Here is a 20,897-nt window from a genome sequence, read left to right as displayed (position 1 = left end):
TTCTATGAGTGGGTTCATATCATGAGGGCGCGATTCTACACGAAGTCGCGCCCCAACTGATACAGCCCGTCCGGCTTACTACAGGTCTTTCTGGGAACCTTTTTGTAGATACTCCCGGGTGAGGCCGAACACGACCGGGCTGAGCAGAATCAGTGCGACCAGGTTAGGCAGGGCCATCATGGCGTTCAGAGTATCCGCTATGAGCCAGGCGACATTCAGCTCTTGTGTCGCACCAATGGGGATGGCTGCAACCCAGATAAGCCGGAATACCGGAACGGCTTTGATACCAAATAAGTACTCGGTACAGCGTTCGCCATAAAATGACCATCCGATAATGGTGGTGAAAGCAAACACTGCCAGCCCCAGCGTGACTATATACTGGCCAATCACCGGTAGCCCGGCGTCAAAGGCAGATGCGGTCAGGCTAGCGCCTGAGGCGCCGGTTTGCCAGGCACCGGATGCAACGATCACCAGGCCAGTAATGGTGCATATGATGATAGTATCGATAAAGGTGCCCAGCATCGCGATTGTACCCTGACGAACCGGGCTGTCTGTGGTTGCCGTCGCGTGTGCAATAGGAGCGCTACCCAGGCCCGCTTCGTTCGAGAAGACTCCTCGTGCGACACCGAACCGAATCGCAGCCCAGACGGTTGCGCCTGCGAAGCCCCCAGCGGCCGAAATAGGCGTGAAGGCATGTGTAACGATCAGCTCCAGTGCCGCCGGAATTTCATTGGCATAGATCCCCAGCAGAACGATACCGGCGATCACGTAAGTTATCGCCATAAACGGAACCAGCTTGCCCGCGACGTCTGAAATTCTGCGGATGCCCCCGATAAGAACCAGACCAACCAGAGTAGCAACCACCAGGCCCGTTACCCATTCAGGAATTCCAGTGCCGTCTGGTGAGATATGCGACATGGCGTCGGCCACCGAGTTGGCTTGTACACCGTTACCAATACCGAATCCCGCGAGCATACCGAAGAAAGCAAAGGCGACCGCAAGCCACTTGAATTTAGGGCCAAGGCCGTTGCGGATGTAGTACATAGGACCGCCGACAAAATGCCCTTTTTCATTCTTTTCGCGAAATCGAACGGCCAGTACGGCTTCAGAATATTTCGTAGCCATGCCAACAAGAGCAATGATCCACATCCAGAAAATGGCGCCAGGGCCTCCCATGGCGACAGCCGTTGCAACCCCGGCAATATTACCCGTACCAATTGTTGCCGACAGCGAGGTCATCAGGGCATTAAAGCCGGAGATTTCCCCTTCACCTTGTTTATGTCGGCCATGCCATAGTTCGACGAATCCAGTTTTCAGATATCGGATGGGGTAAGCTTTCAGTCCGATAGTCAAAAACAGCCCTGTTAGAGCAATCAGAGCCAGCATTGGCCAGCCCCAGACAATGCCATTGAGAGTATTCAGAAACTCCATTTTATATTCCTGTCATATTCGCTGGTTCCCGGACTATATCGGCCTGCTGTGTTTATGCCAAACTTGAAGCGCTGAAGAACAACATTGATTGCTTTGGAAAATGATGAAAATAACGAACGGTCGTCTGGATTCTGCCCGATGGATTCCATCCCCGAATTTTGGTCCTCGCCCGGACGACGGAGATATCTCTCTGCTGGTGATTCACAACATCAGTTTGCCACCTGGGCAATTTGGCAGCGGCTGTGTGCAACGCTTTTTCTGCAATCAACTTGATGCGGGGCAACATCCCTATTTTGAGACCATCGCAGACTTGCAGGTGTCCAGTCACCTGTTTATCGAGCGCGACGGTGCGATCACTCAGTTTGTAAGTTTTGATGATCGCGCCTGGCATGCGGGGCAGTCGCAATTTTCTGGCCGCGATAATTGCAACGACTATTCTATAGGAATAGAACTGGAAGGAACCGACACTGCTCCGTACAGCGATGCTCAGTATGAGCAGCTTACGGCGGTGACTGAGTGTCTTAAGCGGCATTACCGCATGATCACGGATGAGCGGATAACCGGGCATGAAGACATTGCCCCTGGCAGGAAGACGGACCCCGGGCCTGCCTTTGACTGGACGCGTTACCGTGCCTCGCTGGTCACGGGTGACGGGTGTCCTGAGGAGTAGAAATGAAGTTTCTCGTTCTGTTTGTCGTCTTATTATGGCAGCAGCGCTTCCCTTTACCGCATCGCAGCACCAGTAGCCGCACCTTCGCCTGGTGGCTGAAGCAGGTAGAAAGGCTGCCACGCTTTATGAACTGGCATCGCCATTTCAGGTACTCGGTTGTTGTGGTTCTACCGGTTGTCACTATTACGGCGGCGATGTTGCTGGCTGATCCCTATGCCTTTGGTCTGCTCAGTGTGTTACTGAAGATTCTTGTCTTGCTATACGTGCTGTCGCATATCAGTATCGGCAAGCACCTCGAAGCCTATCGCAGTGACTTAAAAAAGGGCGATACACAAGGGGCCTATCATTGCGCTGACCAGTACCTTGCAGTGCCGGAAGTACGTGTCAGCGATGACCTGACCACCATGAATCATCAGGTGATACGGGCACTTCTGCACCGTTGGTTTGAGTTCTTTTTCCTGATGGTTTTCTGGTACATGGTTGCGGATATTGCCGGGATTCTGTTGGCGTGGTTTTCTCTCCAATATGCGCGGGCAACGCATTGCGATGCACAGGGCTGGCGTTACCTGCACTGGATTGAGTGGATTCCCGTTCGGCTTCTGGGGTTAACCTATGCGCTTGCCGGAGACTTTCTGCGCGCATTCCCTGTGCTTCATTCTTACCTTTGGGATCGCACGACGCACAGTGCCGATGTTCTCTACCGTGTAGCAAATGAATCTCTGGCCGGGCAGTCAGTTACTATGTCGTGCCCGGTTGATGAGAGCGCTGAAGAGGCCGCTGCCGAACTTGATCGTTGGCAGCGCCTGCATATCCGCTCGTTGTCGGTGTGGATGGTTATTATTGCTACGGCGACTGTGGGTGGCTATCTGCTCTAACAGGCTGCTGAAAAACTATCTACGTTGTCATTGCTTCGTTAAAAACAGGCTCATAATGCTCATTTATGACTTATAAACTCCGCTTTTCGCCTGTTTTTGCCTTGCACTGACTGCCTCGAAAACGTGTTTCAACGGCCTGTTAACAGCCGGTTAGCCTTTGCTTGAGTGTACCGCCTGAGCTCCCAGCCAGGCGGCACCGCGCACTCCGCTGGAGTCGCCATGAACCGATTTTTTCAATGGCGTGACCACCGAATCGGAGAATACCCACTCCTGCCAGAGCTGCGGTACCACGTCGTAAACACTGTTGATGTTCGAGACGCCACCACCAAGCACGATAACGTGAGGGTCCATCAGGTTAATTACGGCGGCGAGTGCTTTCGCGAGTCGTCGGTGATGTCTGAACAACACGCCCTTAGCTTCTTCGTCACCAGCTTCTGCGGCTGCCACCCAGACTTCTGCAGGTTGGTCTTTACCGGTTTCTTCTCTGGCCTGTAAGCGAATTCCGGTGCCCGAGAGGATTGTCTCCTGACAGCCGGATAAACCGCAGTAGCAGTTCAGCACCGCATCTGAATCTTCGCGCCACGGGAGAGGGTTGTGCCCCCATTCTCCAGAAATCGCATTTGGCCCGGATACCAGGCTGCCTCTGACAACCCAGCCTCCGCCGCATCCAGTACCCACAATCACAGCAAATACAGTAGGGAAGCCGGCACCTGCGCCATCGGTAGCTTCCGACAGGGCCAGGCAATCGGCATCGTTGGCGATAACGACAGGCTGCTCAAGGGCGCGTTCTAAATCGCCTTTGAGATCTTTGCCAATCAAGCAGGTGGTATTGGCATTCTTTACCAGTCCAGTCTGATACGAAAGCGCGCCGGGGATACCCAGCCCAAGAGTGTAGGGTTGAGCAAGTTCAGATGCAGCATCATTCACCAGGCTCAGGATGTTGTTAAGGATTGCATCGTAGCAATCGCGGGGGGTAGGTTTACGGCGGCGCAGGAGTTCTTTACCGCTCGGATCTAAAGCGATGATTTCTGTCTTGGTACCACCGAGATCTATGCCAAACTGCAGCATGGCTGTCCTGTCGAGTGAGAATGTCAGGACAGTGTACGACGCTGATCAGTCGTCGCAATAGTCCTGCATCATTGCGTCGAACATTGCCGACCCTTCGATCAGACGGCAACCGCTTCCGTAAAGACTGGGGTTCAGTTCTCTGCTCCAGACGATCTCAATACGGCAGGGCGCGGTACGGCGGTCGTTATCCTGAAGGATGTCGACCAGGTCGACGTCAAGCGTCTCGCCTTCTTTTAACGCCTGGTAGCTGGATATCATTAAGCCACTTTTCGACCAGTTAACCAGTAACCCGAGGCAGTCGCTGCCTCCTTTGCGGAACACGCTGACGGTGCTTTTCAGTTGCCAGCGTGGCTCCATACGCATTTCTGCAAATGATTGCGCGCTCATGTTCATACTCCTGAAGATGATTCGGGTAAATTTGTTACCATGTGTTCATAAGTCTAGACACTGACAGCGTCTTCGCCGGAGCCCGATAAAGAATGAGCAGTATAGTCACGTTCCTTGACGTTATTCGTCACGGTGAGCCCGAGGGTGGCGAGGTATTTCGTGGCCGCACGGATCATCGCCTGACAGATAATGGGCGTCGTCAATTTCAGCAAAGGCTGGACCGTAATCCCGGCAACTGGCAGCGTGTTGTGTCTTCTCCGTTGAGCCGTTGCAGTGAAAGTGCAGAATTGGTGGCCGGGCAATCTGATTTGCCTTTGCATATCGATGAACGCTGGGCCGAGATTGATTACGGTGACTGGGAGAATGTTCCCATCAAAGAAATCATGTCAGCGGAGCAGACCCATGTACGCCAGCTGTGGGAAGACCCAATGAACTTTTGCGCTCCCGGCGGAGAAACGGTAGGGCAGTTGCAATCGCGGGTGTTGGAGGGGTGGACGCATATTCTGGAGCAGCATGCAGGACAACATACCCTGATTGTCACTCACGGCGGCGTAATGAGGGTGCTGGCTCAGCACCTGCTGTCATTGGCGCCTGAGGCTATGAATCGACTGGGTATCCCATACGCTGGCATGTTGCGTTTGCGTGTGGACACCGACCACGAGAACAAGCACTGGGTCACCATGATCGGCATGGACGGCGCCGAGCTTTGAGCCTGCGTTTGGTTCAGGGTTTTCTGAACTTAAGCGTCATGCGATCACTTTCACCGATCGCCATAAAGCCAGCCCGGTTCACATCCCCACCACGCAGAGTCGGTGGCAGTGACCAGACTCCATGAGGGTGGTCTCTGCTGTCTTTCGGGTTAGCGTTAATCTCTGAATGACCGGCGGGAATGAAGCCCGCATTGATTGCCAGCTGTGTTACATAGGATTCAGTCACATAGCCGGTTTCGACCATTTCTTCACGAGAAAATGAGTCAGGAGCACGGTGTTCGACAACGCCTAATATTCCGCCTTGTTTCAGTACCCGGAAGGCCTCATCAAAGACAGCCTGCTCCTGGCGATTACGCATCCAGTTATGAACATTACGGAAAGTCAGCACACGATCTGCTTCTCCGGCTTGTGCAATTTTGAGCTTTTGCGGCGGCGCCAGTTCAGTGACATAAATATTGCCATAAAGCTCAGGTTGCAGCAGGAAGCGCTTATTAAATGCAGCGCGGCTCTTCTGGAAAAAACTGATTTCACTGTCCGCGGGGAAATGTGCAGCGATCAGTTGTCCGTTATTTTTAAGATACGGAGCCAGTATCGCGGTGTACCAACCACCACCCGGCCACAATTCAACAACGGTATGCGAAGGCTCAACCTGAAAAAACATTAAAGTTTCTGCAGGATGCCTGTACTGATCACGAGCCAGTTCTGCGGCAGAGCGTGTCGGTGCGACTTTGGGTTTTGTCGCAGTGGCATCAGGTGTAACTTCCTGTCTAGCCGGCAACTTAGTCTTATCCGCCTCGTCCGTATTGGTGGACTCTGGTGAGCACGCCGCCAGCAGGGCGGCTGTGATGACGGTTGCAGTAGTACTCAGCAGAACAGTTTTCATCCCTGAACCTCGTAATTATTATTCGGAGCGTGCAATGTCGTGTCCGACTTCCCATGGTGGGGTAGGGCGGACGGATTCAATAACGAATTCTACGAAACTGCGCACCTTCGCAGAAAGGTGGCGGTTACTTGGATAGAGTGCATGAATCGGGCTGGCTTCGAAAGGCCATTCAGGCAATACCTGAACGAGCGAACCAGCGCGAATTGCTGGCGCAGCAATTAAAGTCGGTAGTGGAGCAATGCCTGCCCCGGACAGTGCCAGGGTGTAAAGGCTGGCGAAGTCATTCACCTGAATACGGGCATGTACGTTGTGACTGTGCGTCTGGCCAGACGGCCCACAGAGCTGCCAGCTCGGCCATTGTGAAAGCGTCATCAGCTCGTGCTCACCCAGTGTATCCGGGTGTTTAGGTTCGCCGTGCTTCTTCACATAATCACTGCTGACACAAAGAATTGAACGCACATCACCAAGGTGTCTGCCAATCAGCGAAGAGTCTTCGAGGGTACCGACCCGGAAGGCAACATCAATACCGTCCTGAACCAGATCGAGCTTCTGGTCGCTGAGCACCATATCCACAGTCACCTGAGGATGCTGGTCACAGTAATCTGCAATTAGTCCGGAAAGTACAGTTGAGCCGAACAGAACAGGCGCCGTAATACGAAGAGTGCCCGTTGGCGTGCTCTGCATACGTGTGACCGCGATATTGGCTTCTTCAATTTCACCCAGAATGCGTGCGCACTGGTTGTAATAGGCATTACCTGTGTCAGTGAGGCGCAGACTCCGCGTTGTGCGCTGAATCAGGCGTACACCAAGGCGTTCTTCCAGTTGAGTGATCTTGCGGCTGACAGTCGACTTGGGTAAACCCAGGTGGCGCGCAGCGCCAGTAAAACTGCCCGCCTCCACAACATGAACGAAGATAGCCATTTCGTTAAGGTCGAATTCTTCGCGTTTACCTATCTGCATGGGCTGAGTGTTCCTTGAGTTTTAACTTTGGACAGTATGGCCATAAAAACAGCAATTGAAAAGATATATGAGACAATCGACTGCATTTTGTATCCAATTTGCATGCTCAGAAGACCATACGAACACCAAAGGAAGCAATCGGAGGCAGGTCGTTGACCTCCTCACGCTCGCTGTAGTCGGCATTCAGGTAACGGTAGCCTACGACGTTTTCCCGGGCATAAAGGTTAATCACCTCAAAGTAGAGGTCCATACTCCAGCGACTGAACTGGTAGGCACGGTCTGCTCTGAAGTCGAGGCGGTGGTAAGCCGGAAGCCGCTCTGAGAATGGGTCGCCATAAATCGGATTGAACAGGCCGGGGGTGTCATCGTCTTCTTCAACGCCCTCAAGTGGAGTCACGAGTTGTCCGCTCTCGTAGCGCCACTTCAGGCCGAAGGTCCAGCGGTCATTCCAGCGATAATTGCCGACGGCGTTTATTACGATGGGTTTATCGTAGGAGTAGCGGAAGTTCTCATCGGTGATGTCGTTACTCCGCTCAGTGCGTGAGAGAGTGAGAGAGACCCAGCCATACCAGCGGTCGCTGTAGTCCGCGTTGAGGAGGGTTTCCACTCCCCAGGACTGGCCGCTGCCATCATTGGTATAGCGCGGCAGAGCGTTATATTCCTCAGTCGTCAGGCCGGGGTAGTTATTTTGCGGGGCGCGTGACACGACAATGTCTGTAATGTCTTTGTAGTAGAGTTCGGACGTCAGGTTGAGGCCGTCTCTGATCTGATACTCGAGGCCTGTTTCGTAGTGTGTCGAACGGGTTTCGTTGATGTCTGGGTTTCCGAATTCCGGCGTGTACTGCCCGGGGTTGCCCGACAAAGCATGGTACTCGCCAAAGCCAAGCGTCCATGTCAGTGGCAGTGCAACCTGAATGCGGCTTTCCAGTCGCGGCTCTGCGTACGTGTTTTCGGTAAATTCATTATAGGAGGCGAGCACGCCGGGGGTCAGCTGCCACCAGGGAAGAATGTTCCACTGGTCAGCCAGATTGGCGTTGAATTCGCGTATTACAAAATTTCCGGAGCCCGTTAATTCCTCCGTCGCCGTAACAAGACGGCAATCGCTGGAGAACTCATCACAGGGTGGTGCGGAAAAGCGACCTTTGTAGTTGATGTTCTGTTCCGAATATTCAGCACCGAACTGAAGTTCATGAGAAAGGGAAACCGGATAAATAAACTGCGAGCGCAGACCGTAACGATTGCTTTTGGCATCAATAAAATTGCCTTGCCCGATACTGAACTCGAAGCTCTCCTCAAGTTGAGATATACCGGTTTTTATGCTCAGACCCGAAGAAAAAAAGCGCTCGTAAACAACGCCCTGACTATTAAAGTATTGTTCGGCCTCCAGCCCACCGCTAAGTGCGGGGTCCTGCTGAACAAAATCCGAGTCTTCAGGAAAATCGAAACCCGCTTTATCCCGGGCACCAATGGCCTGGAAACGAAGCGCAGACACGGAATCCGGTCGGTATTCCCATGCGCCCTGATAGTCGTAAAATTCAGGCACCGTAGTGAATTCGAAATCCTCGTCATCGACCAGGTTTTCGAGATAGTACTGAAACAGGCTCATGCGAGCGCTCAGAAATGCGGCATTGGATTCATTGACGGGAACATCAAACAGAACCCCAGCGCGTAACAAGCTTAAGTCGACGATGGTCTGCTGGTCGTCAAAATAGGGCGAGCGGGAATCTGCGGTGATCACTGCGCCGGTGGCATTATTAAATTCCGGGCCAAAGGCCGCAGGGTAGAGCTCAAAACCTTCGACCAGAGCGTCATTGACGATGCTTGAGCCGTCGTTATGAAAGAGATAACCGACTGGCAGAAAATCGAGGTAGTAGGCGTTATCGTCGGGCGATGATCCGCGCACGGCGGGTGCGGCTTCGCGTCCATTGCCAAAGACGACACCCGGAAGCGCCTCCAAAGCTCTGAGCGGATCATTACCGGCGCCCGGGATTTTTAATAATTTTTCTGTGGTAGGTCGCGGAGATTCGACTTCCTCTCCGGTGGTGGTCACTTTATCCAGCGTGACCTCTGCGTGAAGCTGTACGGCCTGAGCGCTGATGGCAATGATCAGTGGAACTGCAAACGGACGCATCTTCCTTTCCTTTTAGTCGTCGTTTAATCCGGGTAAGTGTATCGGATTTCAGCTTTGATGCCCTCGCCGTCCTTATCTCTGATATTCGTAAGGCCACGGTAGGTCAGGAGTCGCTGAGTTTTTTCATCATAAGTCAGCTCAACTGGCTCAAGAAGCCAGGACAGGAGCCTGGAGCTCAACCGCATTTCGACTGTGAGCTTTCCCTCTTCACGCTGCAGAGGAATCAGACGGAAATTAACCCACTCCAGCCTTGAAGGTACCGCGAACGAAAACCGGACGGTTTTGTCCTTCAGCAACTTTGGCCACTCCGAGCGTACAAACTCATCGAAGCCTGCATCAATGACCGGAGTGTAATCTGGTGACCCGAGTGTCCCTTTATCTGACTCATCAGGTTCACTGTAACTGACACGCCACTTACCATTGCTGTAGGTTACCTCTTCAGAGTAGTCATAGCGTGTGTCGTTGAGGTTAAAGTTGGGTGTGGCCGGATTTTCACCGTATTGATTCTGTTTTTGTGCGAACTCTTCAGTGTTTGGTGTCTGATAGCGGGTCTCACGGGCAACAGGCCGGCCGTCTTTAGTGGTTAACTCGTGATATTCCGTATAAAGAAGTTCGCCGCCCTCCAGACTGAATGCATCACCTCGGTAAGATAGAACCGATTCTTCCGCGGTCAGCAGGCTGGATAAAGAAACTAATAAGGCCGTCGTAAGATACTTAATCACGGCTTTTCCTCTGAGTCGTGGATGATATTTCTGAAGGAAACTGATGCGAATGTGCAAGTGAGGCAATCAGCATCAGGCTGCCCCAGGACGCTGAAATGACCCAAAGGGCGTTGCTGCCAAGGACGATGGCTCCGAACTCCTGACCTGCGTAGTAGCTGATCGGGGCGGATATCGCAGCCAGAGGCACAATGAGCCAGATTCTGGAGAAGATTACGTATAGCGAATGGAATAGCGTCGAAGCAAAGGCGAGCCATAACAGCGCGAGCCAGGCTGGAATAACCGGCATGGAGTAGTTATCAAAGCTGAAGATCCCGAGTTGATACCAGACTGTGTCCAAAGCAATACCACAGAGACTGAGTATCGAGATGAACAGCCATTCTGCTCTGGTCGCGACCTGTCGGTGCCAGATCATAAATGCCAGTACAGCAGGGAGCGCCCACAGGCTGCCTCCCAGTACACACGCAAACCAGCAAAGCTGGAACGCCACGGCATTAATGATCTTCAGCTGAGACGCAGACATCAGAGGTTACCAAGTACCGGTTCACTGCGATTGAGCGGTTTGGCGAACATCAGGTGAACGTCGCCAATAACCCGCTCAGCGAATCCGCCCTCACAGTAAGCAAAGTAGAAGTCCCAGAGACGAATAAAGTCTTCACCGTACCCCTTCGCCATAATCTCATTCTTATTGGCGAGGAAACGTTTTCGCCATGCATCAAGAGTTCTGGCGTAATGAGGAGTTATATCCTCCATGTGAGCCATTTTCATATCGGTACATTGGGTGAATGAGTTCTGAATAGCGGTCACACAAGGAATAAAACTACCCGGGAATATATAGCGCTTGATAAAATCGACGTCTTTTTTCGCTTGTTCATAACGTTGATCTTCAATCGTAATCGCCTGAATCAGGGCCATGCCTTCAGGCTTCAGTAGTCGGCTTATAGTCGCTGTGTAGGTATCCAGATATTCCCAGCCTACGGCTTCAATCATCTCGATAGAAACAAGCTTGTCATACTCACCTTCGAGTGCACGATAATCTTTTTTGAGCAGAGTAATTTTATCTTCCAGCCCTTCCGCTTTGACCTTCTCTTCGGCCCAGGCGTACTGCTGTTCGGATATGGTCGTTGTGGTTACCTTACAGCCGTAATGTTTAGCCGCGTGAATGGCCATGCTTCCCCAGCCGGTACCAATTTCCACCAAGTGATCTGTTGGCTGCAGGTCGAGCTTTTTGCAGATACGGTCCAGTTTATACACCGAAGCTTCTTCCATGGTGGCATCTGCGCTTGGGAAAATACCGCTGGAATACATCATGGTCGGGTCAAGAAAGAGTTCGAACATATCGTTGCCGAGATCATAGTGTGCAGCGATATTGCGTCGTGAACCTTTCTCAGTATTGCGGTTGAGTGAGTGCAGCCATTTAAGGGCAACCTTACCCAGATTCGCCAGGCCGCTGTCTATCTGGTCAACGACGTCTTTGTTGCGGGACAGAATCCGGATTAGCATAGGTAGGTCAGAACATGTCCAGTCACCAGTCATATAGGATTCACCAGCGCCCACGCTGCCGTTCAGTGCAATGCTGCGGTAGGCCTCACTATCCAGAATCTCGATGCGTGAGTGCATGTCCGACCCGGCTTTACCGAACTGCAATGTGTTATCACCCTCGACAATTTCCAGAGATCCAGTGTGAAGTTTCTGAAGCGTATCGATCAGCCCGTTACGGCAAAACCGATCAATCCAGGGCATATTTTCGGCGGTCACGGTTAGTGTTTTCATAAGTGCTCCTGTCGTGGGGCGATAGATTTTTTGTGGTCCTGCTCAGGATCATTGTCAGGGTGATCGTAGAAAGGGCTTTTCTTAAGCCACAGGCGCAATGCATTACTGTAGATTCCCCACACAACCTTCATCGTCATCAGGGGGTACTGAAGTAAAATTCTGCGCATCGTTTTCGATGTCATGGGCTGTCTGTTCATGTTCATTGTGGCATCGAAGTCGAGTCTGCCCTGATTCATCGTCTGCATATGAATCAGGCAGTCGTCCGTCACCTCCGGCATGCTCCAGATATACGTCATATCCAGCGGGTTGAACGGTGATACATGAAAAACTTTATTGAAACGGTAGCGATGTCGCTGGTGGCCATCCGCATGTTGCAGGGTGTGCTCAGGCTTTATTCCACGGGATTTTTCTGTTGAATCGGCACTCGTGTCGGTTGTATGGCTGGCCGCCTGCTGGCTAAGGAGTGTGTAGTGAAATCGCTCGTCCCATGGAGTATTGGTGATCTCGGAAAGAATACCCAGATGTTTTCCATCAGCAGCGTAGGCGTAATAGAAAGTGACAGGGTTAATCAGATAACCGAAATAGCGCAGATTGGTCATCATACAAATGTGTTCAGGCTTTATACCTGTTTCACGCCGAAAGGCTTCACTGACGTGCAGCTTCAGGTTATCTGCTGTTGATGAATTTGGCAGGTCAGGCAGCGTGAAGTAATCCTCACGACGAAAGCGTGCAAGAGAAAAGCGGGATTGCCCCCAGAGTGCAGAGCGTTGCAGTACATCATCCGCCTCATCCAGATTCAGCCACACCATGAATGCGCTGTAATTCAGAGCGTGTTTAATTGGATGGAAACGTCTGTGACGAACTGTGCCGGTAAATATCGCACTCTGGGTCATGCTCATGGCAGAGGAACTCCCAGTGCTTCAGTCACACGCAGAGCACTTTTTACACCGTCTTCGTGGAAACCGTTAAACCAGTAAGCGCCACAGAAATGCGAGTGGTTTTTGCCGCTGATCTCGCTATGCCTGTGTTGCGCGGCCATACCTTCCAGAGTAAATACCGGATGCGCGTAGCGGAACTGTCGAATGATTTTATCGGGGTCGATCGCTTCTGTTTTATTCAGCGTGACACAAAAATCAACCGGAGCGTCATCGAAGTTCTGCAACCGGTTCATGTAATAGGTCACTGCGACCGAATCCTGGCTCTCTTCTCCAATATGATAATTCCAGGAGGCCCATGCCAATCGACGCTTGGGTAAGATGGTTTCGTCTGTGTGCAGGACGACGTCGTTCATTTTGTAAGGAATAGCACCAAGAATATCTTTCTCATCGCTCGTCGCGTCTTTCAGCATCCCCAGTGCCTGATCACTGTGGCAGGCAAAGATAACTTCATCGAAGTGCTCATGCCCCCTGTGGCTGCTGACTATGACTCCGTCTTTAGAGCGGCTGACGCCGTCAATTGGAGTGTTCAGATGAACCTGATTTTCGGGCAGATCTTCGAGTATGCGTGTCACATAACTGCGCGAGCCGTTCGAAATTACCCGCCACTGCGGGCGTTCATCAACACTCAACATGCCATGGTTATTGAAAAAGCGAAGGAAAAAATAGACCGGGAATTGCATCATCATTTCTTCACTGGCTGACCAGACTGCGGCCCCCATAGGAATGATGTATTTTGTTCTGAAAGCTTCGCCGTAGCCTTTCCGCCGCAGGTAACCGCCGAGCGTTTCAGTCTGGTCGACGCTGTCGTTGGCGAGTTCTTCCCGAGTTTCTTTATTGAATTTCAGGATGTCTCGGATCATGCCCCAGAAAGAGGGCTTCAGGATATTTCTGCGTTGAGCGAACAATGTATTAAGGGTATGGCCATTGTACTCCAGCCCGGACTGCTCGCACTTCACGCTGAAGCTCATGTCCGATTCTTCACTTTTAACACCGAGCAAATCCATAAGGCGGATAAAGTTCGGGTACGTCCAGTCGTTGTACACGATAAACCCGGTATTCACTGGCCAGGTGGTGCCGTTAACTTCAACGTCTGTAGTTTGGGTATGACCACCGGCATAGTCATTTGCTTCATAAAGAGAGACATCGTACTTCTCTCTTAATAACCAGGCGCAGGTTAATCCTGCGATACCTGAACCAATGATTGCGACGCGTTTATTCATGAATCAGATTCCTGTTGTTTCATCTGTCGTTTTTCCTGTTGCTGCAGCATTTCATCAGTACGGGACATCTGAGCTGTGATCCTATGGCGAAGAAAAGCGGGCAATTGTCCGATAAACCAGAGAATACGGGTGAAGCCTTTGGGGAAGTGGATATGCCATTGGCGCTTCTCTACACCTTTCACGATCTCTTCCGCCGCTTGCTCAGCGCTGATACGCATTGGCATAGGAAAGTCGTTTACGTCTGTCAGTGGTGTTTTGACGAAGCCCGGACTGACCAGAGATACATCGATATCCATGGCCTGGAGGTCGGCTTTCATACTTTCCAAAAAATGTGCCACTGCGGCTTTGCTCGCGCCATAAGCTTGTGCGCGTGGCATGGCAAGCATAGAGACACTGCTACCAACGCCGACCAGATAGCCTCGTTGGCTTTTTTGTAGCAAAGGCAGGGCAGCGGCGGTGGTATTCACCAGCCCCATCATGTTGGTTTCAAAAACCCGGCGAAACAGAGCAGTATCAAAATCAGTAACATCGACGTACTCACAGGTCCCTGCATTGGCAATCAGGGTGTCGAGCTTCCCATATTTTTTTTCGATGGCAGAGACCGCTCCCCTGAGACTCTCTTCGTCAGTAATGTCAGCGGTTATGACGGTGACATTGGAGTGTCTGTCAGCCAGTGGCCGCAGTTTGTCTTCCGAGCGTGCACTGATAATAAGTGCCTGGCATCGCGGTGCGAGCTCATCTGCTAACGCTTCTCCGATACCCGAGGATGCGCCTGTCAGCCATATCACCTGTTGACTGAGTGGAGGGGCCTGTGTCATGCCATACGCTCCTTCAATTTGTGAATGAGCCAGCCTATGACTGGCAGGTGTTCGTAGAGGAGACTGCCCGCGTCGAAGATATCCTGATGCTGGACAACAAGGCTGCCCTCCCATCGCAGTATGGTGACGCCATCAACGACGATGTCGTGCTTTCCAGCCTTCAACCGTGGGTGGCGATAGCGCATTGTCCAATGGACAGAGCCTGAGTCAGATTCAACCCAGGCTTTGTGAAACTGAAAATCGATGTACGTGATATTTTCGTACAGGCCTTCAAAATATTTCTCCAGTGCATCAATACCCAATATGCGGTGCATAGGATCACTGAAGACGATATCAGGGTGGTAGACCTCTGCGAGGCAACGCCTTAGCTTCTGGGTCCCAGCCGTTTCTGGGCTTAGTGTGTTATAGAGCTTGTAGAAAGCAGCGAGCCGGGAGTCTGTGGTAAGTGCTTCCGCAGTCTCACTCGTTGTGGCTTGATTGTGCGCGTTGTCCATTACGCCCCTCCTTCAGAACATGTGCGGGTACAGGGTTCAGACTGTGCACTATGCCGACCCAACTCATTGCCTTGAGTATCATGTAGGTGATGTCGATCTCCCACCAGTAGAATCCCTGGCGGGCCGATACAGCCCAGCGGTGGTGGTTGTTATGCCAGCCTTCGCCAAGCGTCAGAAGTGCGAGGACGCCGTTATTGCGGCTGCCGTCTTTGGTTTTAAAGCGACGAGAGCCCCAAATATGGCCCAGTGAGTTAATGGTCACTGTCGAGTGAAAAAGAATGACGGTTGAGATGACAAAACCCCAGACCACCATCTGTGCACCGTTGGTATTCATACCCGGCGTAAAAGCCGCCATTAGTTCCCCAGCGATGTACAGGATCACAATCAGCAGTAGTGGTGCAAAGCTGTCAAAACGGTCCAGAAATTTGAGCTCCGGAAAACGCGCAAAATCTTTTATTCGGTGGAGCTGAGTTTTGAAGCTGGCGTCGCAGGTAAACCAACCCATATGACTCCACCAGAACCCACGTTGAACGGGCGAGTGCAGGTCTTCTTCGGTATCTGAGTGCTGATGGTGCGCACGATGATGTGCTGCCCACCAGAGTGGTCCGCGCTGCGCTGACATATTGCCGAGCAAAGCAAATATAAACTGCCAGAAGCGATTGGTTTTATAGCTGCGATGGGCGAAATAGCGGTGATAAAATGCCGTAATAGCGAACATTCTGAGCCAGAACAGGCCAAGACAGGTCACCAGGGCGACAGTGCTTACGCCAGTCCAGAATGCGGCAAAGCATGCCAGGTGAAGGATCAGAAACGGAATCACCCGAACCCAGTTAAATTGCGTACTGGTCATGGGTGCGTCGTTTCCTGCGTAGGAATCGAACCAGCGGGTGATGTTCAGTAGCCAGGATTTTTTGCGAATGCTCGTCATACCTGTTTTCACCGGGCGTTTGCCTCAGTTCTCCATGCTTTTGAATGTGTCCAGCGCACGTTGCCGCGCCGCTTTATGATCTACGATTGCCTCAGGATAACCGCAGGCTTTTCGGGCCTTGTCATCCGGAAAGTGTCGTGCTTTCGGTGACAGATTGTTCAGCTCTGGCAGGTAGCGGGCAATAAAGTGCCCTTGTTCATCAAACCGTTCAGATTGCGTCACAGGATTAAATATCCGGAAATAGGGAGCACCATCTGCGCCGGTGGAGGCGCTCCACTGCCAGCCGCCATTGTTCGACGCGAGGTCTGCATCGACCAGATGCTGGCTGAAAAACTTCTCGCCCCTATGCCAGTCAATCAGCAGGTGCTTAGTCAGGAACATCGCTGTCACCATACGCAGTCGGTTGTGCATCCAGCCCTGTTCCAGAAGCTGCTTCATCGCTGCATCTACGATAGGGTAGCCCGTCTCACCGTTACACCAGCGCTCGAAATCTCCAGAGCTGTCTCTCCATGGAATATTCTCGTAATCCGGGCGGAAAGCACGGTGCTTACATAGCTCAGGATAGGCCACAATCAGGTGTCGGTAGAATTCACGCCATACGAGTTCATTAATCCAGTTGTCGAGACCAGTCTCTCCACCACTGAGTAAACACCCGTTACGCTGCCAGGCGGTGTAGATACACTGACGTGGCGACAGCACTCCAAGAGCAAGATAGAAAGAGAGGCGACTGGTCGCATCTAATTCCGGAATATCGCGCTGTTCGTGATATTGAAGACCATCTTTATCCAGAAACTCTTTGAGTTGTTCGTGTGCGGCGTCTTCACTTGGGTCCCACAGGGCGTCATTGTTGTAGTCCGGCGTCCAGCTTTTCTCCGCCCAGTGGTCACGTATGTCGTGGCTGATGGTGCGCATGTCCTGTTGTTGCGGAGCCGCAGACGGTGATTCTATGTAGTCTTTCTTCAGGCGCAGCCAGGCTTTGCGGAAAGGCGAATACACACGATATGGGTCATTATTCTGGGTTTTCAGATCACCCGGAGGAACGATGCACTGATCATGGAATTTATTCACCTGCACATCACTCGCTTTGCACCACTGACCCAGCTCTATATCCCGATGGCGCTCATTAACTTCGTATTCGAGGTTGTAGTTCAGCTCTGAGACATCGTAGGTTCTGATAATGTGCTGCAGTGCCTCGCTGGCTTCCGCAAAAGTATCTTTCTCTACAATGAGCAGCGGGATACCCAATTCATCGAGCGATTCCCGGAGGTTACATACTGCCTGTTTCATCAGGTTCGTTCTGCGATCGCCCAGGTCGTGCTGCTGCCATTGCTTTTCTGTCACAAAGTAGATGGCCAGCGTTGCTTCATCGTCGTCGCGGCGGCTGTGCATCAGCGCCGGATTGTCGAGCACACGTAAGTCGGTTCTGAACCACATGAGGCGGGTCATGAGCGGCCTCCGGCGTGTTGGATGAATGTCTGTATCTGCTTACTCATGGGTTGTTGCAGAGCCTGTGCTTCGTCAATGTCGTCGGGGATGGCGCCCGAAAAATAAACTGGAATCCGGCATTTCTCTGAAAGGCTTTGCCATAAAGCCTGTTCGTCATGACCCGTCGGGTGAACATGTGCCCACACCCAGGAGAAATCCAACATGTCTGACACTATACGTACGTCATCCGGATTCAGATTCACTCCAAAGTACTCAAGTCGGAATCCGGCGGCTCCCAGGGCATAAGAGGCTGCAAGAAGATGGAGTTCTGCCTGTTCGTGGTTAGTGCACATAAGCAGCCCTGGGCCTTCCGCATGCTTTTGTTGGAGCTGTATCAGTTGTGCGAGTTTGCGCTGCAGCAGATGGGTATAGGCGTTGAGAATGAGACTGCCGTTGCTGTCTTGTTGAAGTTCAGTAATAACAGGGACAAGACAGCGTTCGTAGTAAACGGCCATCGGATAACATGACAGACCGTTACTCCATTCATCATCCAACGCCCGCGAATTAAGATCACGGGCAGCGGCCAGCTGACGTTTTTTAATATCGTCCCAATCATCAGATGGCGACGATGGATTGGCCGGCGGCTCGTTGAGTAATAGCTTTACCTGACGAATTGGGTAACCCTGATCAAGCCAGTAGAGGATCGACTTCACCTGGGTGACATGATCGTCGGTGTAATAGCGGTGGCCTTTGGCCGTTCGCAAAGGCTGAATGATGCCGTAGCGGCGTTCCCAAGCCCTGAGTGTGACCGGATTGACTCCGGTCAGGCGTGCAAATTCACGTATCGGATAGCCTGCGCACTCTGCCATATTCACAGCGTATTCCTCAGCCCCAATTCATAAGGATGCGGATTCAGATAAACCTGCTGTCGCGCGTAGGCGTTCGCTTCCTGGTGGTGATTAAGGTGATGCTTAAGCAAGGTAAGTGGCACAACCAATGGAATAATTCCGCGACGATATTCCAGAATAATCCTCGCCAGCTCTTCTTTGTCTGCTGCACTGATTAGATTTTTCAGATACCCCTGCAGGTGCATCAGGGTATTGGTGTGAGTTTTACGGCTCGCTGGTTTAGCCAGTGCTGTCATAAGGAGAGTGAAATATTCTTCGGCAATCTGATTAATATCACCCGACAGATCACTCAGAAGGCGCCCTGTCTCCTTATAATGTACAGTACTGTGCGCCATGATCAGGTACTTGTAGCGGGAATGAAAATCGATCAATCGCGCAGGGGTAACCGTCGTTTGAGTAAACAGCTGCCAATCGCGATAGGTGAAGACGCGAACCATAAAGTTCTCACGTAACGCTGCATCGTTTAAGCGCCCAGCTTCCTCGATTGGCAGAAGTGGATTCAAGCGCGCAAACTCGCTGGCAAAAATACCTGACGCTTTACCTTCAGGGTGACCATTTTTCAGGTAGCGCTTTACACCGAATAACCCGCAGCTCGGACTCTTCTGCATAAATATAAAGCCGCAGAGATCTTGATTGAGAGCACTGACCTTCACGGCCTCCGAACGGAGGTCGTCAGTGACATCGATGTCAGGTGAGTCAACGCCCACAGCTCGGACACTCTCGTCTGCAGGCGTGTCACTGACCAGACGAATAGGCTCGCGAGGTGTGCCCATGCCGATCGCCACTTCAGGGCACATCGGGCGGAGGTTGAAATATTCGCTCAGAACGTCGGTGCAGAAGCGTGATCGCTTGTGACTACCATTGAAGCGCACAGCTTGACCAGTGAGGCAGGCACTGATGCCTACGGGGATTTTATCGTCGGATGAATAAACCATGTACAACTCCTGAGAGTTATTTGTATAAGTTCATTCTGCGCTGGGTTTCTTGTACAAGTCAATAAAAATTGTACAAGAAATCTATTTTTTGTATAACTTGAACTGCAGAGAGGTCAGCGGCGTGGTGTATTGCAGCGCTATAGCGCTGCAACATATACGCAATTACAGGTAGAGGATCATTCAGAAGAGGCCGGATCTGAGTTGACCTGCCTTATTACGATATTGCGAAGAGCATCTGTCACTTCTGGCTCCAGACCAACGGGAGGGTGCAGCTCAATGGTGACCTTCAGTCCTTGTTCGGTGAGGGTGGTCTGCAGAGCTTCGATCTGGCCGGGCACGTCCTTTCTAAGGTGGCGTCCGGCAGCGAAAAATAACGGCATGATATCAATGTGGCCGAAGCCTTCTTCAGCAAGCTTGATGATCTGTCCTTCCATGGAAGGTTCTGCGAGCTCCATGTAAGAAAGCTCTACCCGTTCACCTTGCAGGCCTTTGCGTATATTCGCCAGAAGGTCAGAGAAAGGCGCGAGCCAGTTAGCGTCGCTACTGCCATGAGCCAGCAGCAGGGTAGCGGTTTTAGAATCCCTCATGGTTTGTTTCCCGTAATAATGTTCGCGGCGGCACGACCGCTGAGCCAAGCGCCTTCGACAGAAGGTTTGTGACACCAGTCGCCACATAACGTGAGATTATGTCGTTCGTCACGCAGGGCGCCAAGCCCCGGCGCATTGCTGGGTAATGAATATAGCCAGCGATGTAGCCAGATATCAGTCGGAATAGCAGAGCAGCCCGTCGCAATTGCGAAGGCTTCTTCCAGTTCTTTCTGAACTTCCTCGCGCGGGGCATCTTTTTTACGTTCGCTCCACTCGTGATTCGCCTGAATGACCCAGGTCTCGCGAGCGTCACGGCCGGGCTTGCTGTTGTTTCTGGCTATCCATGAAATAGGACCTGACTTCACAAAGGCAGCATCGAAAGCACAATCCAGTGGTTCGTCGAATCCATACAGGAGTGTCCAGCAAGGCAGCATATGAACACTGTCTACCTGCCCAATGAGCGGTGATTCTGCTGGCAGGAGTGGCAGGGCCTGTTGTGGTGGCGTGTTGATAATGAGCTCATCGAACGGTCCAAATTCTGAACCATCTTCAGCGACCAGTGACCAGTTGAGTTGGTCGCTATTAAACCGGGACTCGACAATGCGTGTTTGCGTGATGAAATCATCCGCCGACTCTAGCAGCTTCCGGCTGAGACCCGTCATACGAGGCATGCCGACATAGCGGTCAACATCATCCGGCGAGGCCGTTCTTTGCGTACCGTTGATAGACCAGGGAGTAACATCCCAGTGTGCGATCCAGCCATCGGCTTCCCACGCCTTCAGCTGAGCCTTGAACTCTTGAGTGTGCGCGCGCATGAACTGAGCGCCCATGTCCCAACTGGATGCTCCGGATTTTTTGCTCGAGAGACGGCCGCCTGAACCTCGCGACTTGTCAAAAACAGTCACAGAGCAGTCTTGCTGCTTCAGTGCCTGGAGTGCGGTCAGTCCAGCAACGCCTGCGCCTATGATGGCGATCTTCTTCATAACTCTGATCCTGGGTAGCCCATTTAGTCTGCGATCCAAAGATGTAACCCCGAG

Annotated in this window: 22 protein-coding genes; 3 read left to right on the top strand and 19 right to left on the bottom strand. The window is 52.0% G+C overall.

The annotated features are described in order from the left end of the window. Positions 1–78: 78 nt before the first annotated feature. Complete coding sequence (locus tag B2067_RS11290) at positions 79–1,431, bottom strand: alanine/glycine:cation symporter family protein (protein WP_301388517.1); 1,353 nt, start codon at positions 1,429–1,431, stop codon at positions 79–81. Positions 1,432–1,534: 103 nt separating this feature from the next. Between B2067_RS11290 and ampD the strand changes: the two genes are divergently transcribed. Together ampD and ampE are read left to right on the top strand one after the other, a co-directional pair. After that, positions 1,535–2,101 carry a 1,6-anhydro-N-acetylmuramyl-L-alanine amidase AmpD gene (ampD, locus tag B2067_RS11285; protein WP_414716538.1) on the top strand — a complete coding sequence of 189 codons (567 nt, stop codon included), beginning with the start codon at positions 1,535–1,537 and terminating at the stop codon, positions 2,099–2,101. Between the two features lie 2 nt (positions 2,102–2,103). Then, positions 2,104–2,976 carry a regulatory signaling modulator protein AmpE gene (gene ampE, locus B2067_RS11280; protein ID WP_301388515.1) on the top strand — a complete coding sequence of 291 codons (873 nt, stop codon included), beginning with the start codon at positions 2,104–2,106 and terminating at the stop codon, positions 2,974–2,976. A 150-nt stretch (positions 2,977–3,126) separates the two neighbouring features. Here the strand turns inward: ampE and B2067_RS11275 are convergent, their stop codons facing one another. Together B2067_RS11275 and B2067_RS11270 are read right to left on the bottom strand one after the other, a co-directional pair. Beyond that, positions 3,127–4,044, bottom strand: coding sequence for an ROK family protein (locus tag B2067_RS11275; protein WP_301388514.1), 918 nt, complete (start codon positions 4,042–4,044; stop codon positions 3,127–3,129). Positions 4,045–4,089: 45 nt separating this feature from the next. Further along, a complete protein-coding gene (locus tag B2067_RS11270) occupies positions 4,090–4,431 on the bottom strand; it encodes a PilZ domain-containing protein (protein WP_068434404.1) in 342 nt (113 codons plus the stop codon). Between the two features lie 92 nt (positions 4,432–4,523). On the opposite strand from B2067_RS11270, the gene B2067_RS11265 reads away from it, so the two are divergent. Next, positions 4,524–5,141 (top strand): histidine phosphatase family protein, encoded by a 618-nt coding sequence (locus B2067_RS11265; RefSeq protein WP_273090837.1) that lies wholly within the window; start codon positions 4,524–4,526, stop codon positions 5,139–5,141. Positions 5,142–5,154: 13 nt separating this feature from the next. Here the strand turns inward: B2067_RS11265 and B2067_RS11260 are convergent, their stop codons facing one another. From B2067_RS11260 to B2067_RS11185, 16 genes are all read right to left on the bottom strand, one after another. Then, positions 5,155–6,024: a class I SAM-dependent methyltransferase gene (locus tag B2067_RS11260; RefSeq protein ID WP_301388511.1), complete on the bottom strand. Its 870-nt coding sequence runs from the start codon at positions 6,022–6,024 to the stop codon at positions 5,155–5,157. Positions 6,025–6,042: 18 nt separating this feature from the next. Further along, entirely contained in the window at positions 6,043–6,984 is a 942-nt protein-coding gene (locus B2067_RS11255) for a LysR family transcriptional regulator (protein ID WP_068434414.1), read from the bottom strand. Positions 6,985–7,090: 106 nt separating this feature from the next. Then, a complete protein-coding gene (locus tag B2067_RS11250; RefSeq protein WP_301388510.1) occupies positions 7,091–9,115 on the bottom strand; it encodes a TonB-dependent receptor plug domain-containing protein in 2,025 nt (674 codons plus the stop codon). A 23-nt stretch (positions 9,116–9,138) separates the two neighbouring features. Then, positions 9,139–9,837: a hypothetical protein gene (locus B2067_RS11245; protein WP_301388509.1), complete on the bottom strand. Its 699-nt coding sequence runs from the start codon at positions 9,835–9,837 to the stop codon at positions 9,139–9,141. Then, positions 9,830–10,357, bottom strand: a complete 528-nt coding sequence (locus tag B2067_RS11240; protein ID WP_301388508.1) for a DUF2878 domain-containing protein — start codon at positions 10,355–10,357, stop codon at positions 9,830–9,832. Before B2067_RS11240 ends, B2067_RS11245 begins: the two co-directional genes overlap by 8 nt. Further along, on the bottom strand, positions 10,357–11,607 hold the full coding sequence (locus B2067_RS11235; RefSeq protein ID WP_068434428.1) for an SAM-dependent methyltransferase: 1,251 nt from the start codon (positions 11,605–11,607) through the stop codon (positions 10,357–10,359). The genes B2067_RS11240 and B2067_RS11235 overlap by 1 nt, the downstream gene beginning before the upstream one ends. Continuing rightward, entirely contained in the window at positions 11,604–12,506 is a 903-nt protein-coding gene (locus B2067_RS11230; RefSeq protein ID WP_297531290.1) for a DUF1365 domain-containing protein, read from the bottom strand. The genes B2067_RS11235 and B2067_RS11230 overlap by 4 nt, the downstream gene beginning before the upstream one ends. Beyond that, complete coding sequence (locus B2067_RS11225) at positions 12,503–13,765, bottom strand: NAD(P)/FAD-dependent oxidoreductase (RefSeq protein ID WP_297531292.1); 1,263 nt, start codon at positions 13,763–13,765, stop codon at positions 12,503–12,505. The genes B2067_RS11230 and B2067_RS11225 overlap by 4 nt, the downstream gene beginning before the upstream one ends. Next, a complete protein-coding gene (locus B2067_RS11220) occupies positions 13,762–14,583 on the bottom strand; it encodes an SDR family NAD(P)-dependent oxidoreductase (RefSeq protein WP_301388507.1) in 822 nt (273 codons plus the stop codon). Before B2067_RS11220 ends, B2067_RS11225 begins: the two co-directional genes overlap by 4 nt. Then, complete coding sequence (locus B2067_RS11215; RefSeq protein WP_301388506.1) at positions 14,580–15,077, bottom strand: nuclear transport factor 2 family protein; 498 nt, start codon at positions 15,075–15,077, stop codon at positions 14,580–14,582. The genes B2067_RS11220 and B2067_RS11215 overlap by 4 nt, the downstream gene beginning before the upstream one ends. Further along, positions 15,043–16,005 carry an acyl-CoA desaturase gene (locus B2067_RS11210; RefSeq protein ID WP_301388505.1) on the bottom strand — a complete coding sequence of 321 codons (963 nt, stop codon included), beginning with the start codon at positions 16,003–16,005 and terminating at the stop codon, positions 15,043–15,045. The genes B2067_RS11215 and B2067_RS11210 overlap by 35 nt, the downstream gene beginning before the upstream one ends. Before the next feature lie 24 nt (positions 16,006–16,029). Then, positions 16,030–17,451, bottom strand: a complete 1,422-nt coding sequence (gene phrB, locus B2067_RS11205) for a deoxyribodipyrimidine photo-lyase (RefSeq protein ID WP_068439238.1) — start codon at positions 17,449–17,451, stop codon at positions 16,030–16,032. Then, a complete protein-coding gene (locus B2067_RS11200; protein ID WP_301388526.1) occupies positions 17,448–18,299 on the bottom strand; it encodes a MerR family transcriptional regulator in 852 nt (283 codons plus the stop codon). Before B2067_RS11200 ends, phrB begins: the two co-directional genes overlap by 4 nt. 2 nt (positions 18,300–18,301) lie before the next feature. Beyond that, a complete protein-coding gene (locus B2067_RS11195) occupies positions 18,302–19,273 on the bottom strand; it encodes a YbgA family protein (protein WP_301388504.1) in 972 nt (323 codons plus the stop codon). Positions 19,274–19,449: 176 nt separating this feature from the next. After that, complete coding sequence (locus B2067_RS11190) at positions 19,450–19,860, bottom strand: sirohydrochlorin chelatase (protein WP_301388503.1); 411 nt, start codon at positions 19,858–19,860, stop codon at positions 19,450–19,452. After that, positions 19,857–20,843: an NAD(P)/FAD-dependent oxidoreductase gene (locus B2067_RS11185; RefSeq protein WP_068439230.1), complete on the bottom strand. Its 987-nt coding sequence runs from the start codon at positions 20,841–20,843 to the stop codon at positions 19,857–19,859. The genes B2067_RS11190 and B2067_RS11185 overlap by 4 nt, the downstream gene beginning before the upstream one ends. Between the last annotated feature and the right edge of the window lie 54 nt (positions 20,844–20,897).

The sequence above is a fragment of the Thalassolituus sp. UBA2590 genome (assembly GCF_002339775.1).
In the GTDB taxonomy this organism is placed as follows: Bacteria; Pseudomonadota; Gammaproteobacteria; order Pseudomonadales; family Oceanobacteraceae; genus Thalassolituus.
This window is presented reverse-complemented; position numbering and strand designations above follow the sequence as displayed.

What these genes read in the sequence shown, in the direction of transcription:
- phrB (WP_068439238.1), bottom strand. Translation starts at nt 17,451, where the DNA reads ATGACCCGCCTCATGTGGTTCAGAACCGACTTACGTGTGCTCGACAAT.
- B2067_RS11260 (WP_301388511.1), bottom strand. Translation starts at nt 6,024, where the DNA reads ATGAAAACTGTTCTGCTGAGTACTACTGCAACCGTCATCACAGCCGCC.
- B2067_RS11240 (WP_301388508.1), bottom strand. Translation starts at nt 10,357, where the DNA reads ATGTCTGCGTCTCAGCTGAAGATCATTAATGCCGTGGCGTTCCAGCTT.
- B2067_RS11210 (WP_301388505.1), bottom strand. Translation starts at nt 16,005, where the DNA reads ATGACGAGCATTCGCAAAAAATCCTGGCTACTGAACATCACCCGCTGG.
- B2067_RS11200 (WP_301388526.1), bottom strand. Translation starts at nt 18,299, where the DNA reads ATGGCAGAGTGCGCAGGCTATCCGATACGTGAATTTGCACGCCTGACC.
- B2067_RS11195 (WP_301388504.1), bottom strand. Translation starts at nt 19,273, where the DNA reads ATGGTTTATTCATCCGACGATAAAATCCCCGTAGGCATCAGTGCCTGC.
- B2067_RS11225 (WP_297531292.1), bottom strand. Translation starts at nt 13,765, where the DNA reads ATGAATAAACGCGTCGCAATCATTGGTTCAGGTATCGCAGGATTAACC.
- B2067_RS11185 (WP_068439230.1), bottom strand. Translation starts at nt 20,843, where the DNA reads ATGAAGAAGATCGCCATCATAGGCGCAGGCGTTGCTGGACTGACCGCA.
- ampE (WP_301388515.1), top strand. Translation starts at nt 2,104, where the DNA reads ATGAAGTTTCTCGTTCTGTTTGTCGTCTTATTATGGCAGCAGCGCTTC.
- B2067_RS11290 (WP_301388517.1), bottom strand. Translation starts at nt 1,431, where the DNA reads ATGGAGTTTCTGAATACTCTCAATGGCATTGTCTGGGGCTGGCCAATG.
- B2067_RS11265 (WP_273090837.1), top strand. Translation starts at nt 4,524, where the DNA reads ATGAGCAGTATAGTCACGTTCCTTGACGTTATTCGTCACGGTGAGCCC.
- B2067_RS11255 (WP_068434414.1), bottom strand. Translation starts at nt 6,984, where the DNA reads ATGCAGATAGGTAAACGCGAAGAATTCGACCTTAACGAAATGGCTATC.
- B2067_RS11270 (WP_068434404.1), bottom strand. Translation starts at nt 4,431, where the DNA reads ATGAGCGCGCAATCATTTGCAGAAATGCGTATGGAGCCACGCTGGCAA.
- B2067_RS11190 (WP_301388503.1), bottom strand. Translation starts at nt 19,860, where the DNA reads ATGAGGGATTCTAAAACCGCTACCCTGCTGCTGGCTCATGGCAGTAGC.
- ampD (WP_414716538.1), top strand. Translation starts at nt 1,535, where the DNA reads ATGAAAATAACGAACGGTCGTCTGGATTCTGCCCGATGGATTCCATCC.
- B2067_RS11220 (WP_301388507.1), bottom strand. Translation starts at nt 14,583, where the DNA reads ATGACACAGGCCCCTCCACTCAGTCAACAGGTGATATGGCTGACAGGC.
- B2067_RS11235 (WP_068434428.1), bottom strand. Translation starts at nt 11,607, where the DNA reads ATGAAAACACTAACCGTGACCGCCGAAAATATGCCCTGGATTGATCGG.
- B2067_RS11215 (WP_301388506.1), bottom strand. Translation starts at nt 15,077, where the DNA reads ATGGACAACGCGCACAATCAAGCCACAACGAGTGAGACTGCGGAAGCA.
- B2067_RS11250 (WP_301388510.1), bottom strand. Translation starts at nt 9,115, where the DNA reads ATGCGTCCGTTTGCAGTTCCACTGATCATTGCCATCAGCGCTCAGGCC.
- B2067_RS11275 (WP_301388514.1), bottom strand. Translation starts at nt 4,044, where the DNA reads ATGCTGCAGTTTGGCATAGATCTCGGTGGTACCAAGACAGAAATCATC.
- B2067_RS11230 (WP_297531290.1), bottom strand. Translation starts at nt 12,506, where the DNA reads ATGAGCATGACCCAGAGTGCGATATTTACCGGCACAGTTCGTCACAGA.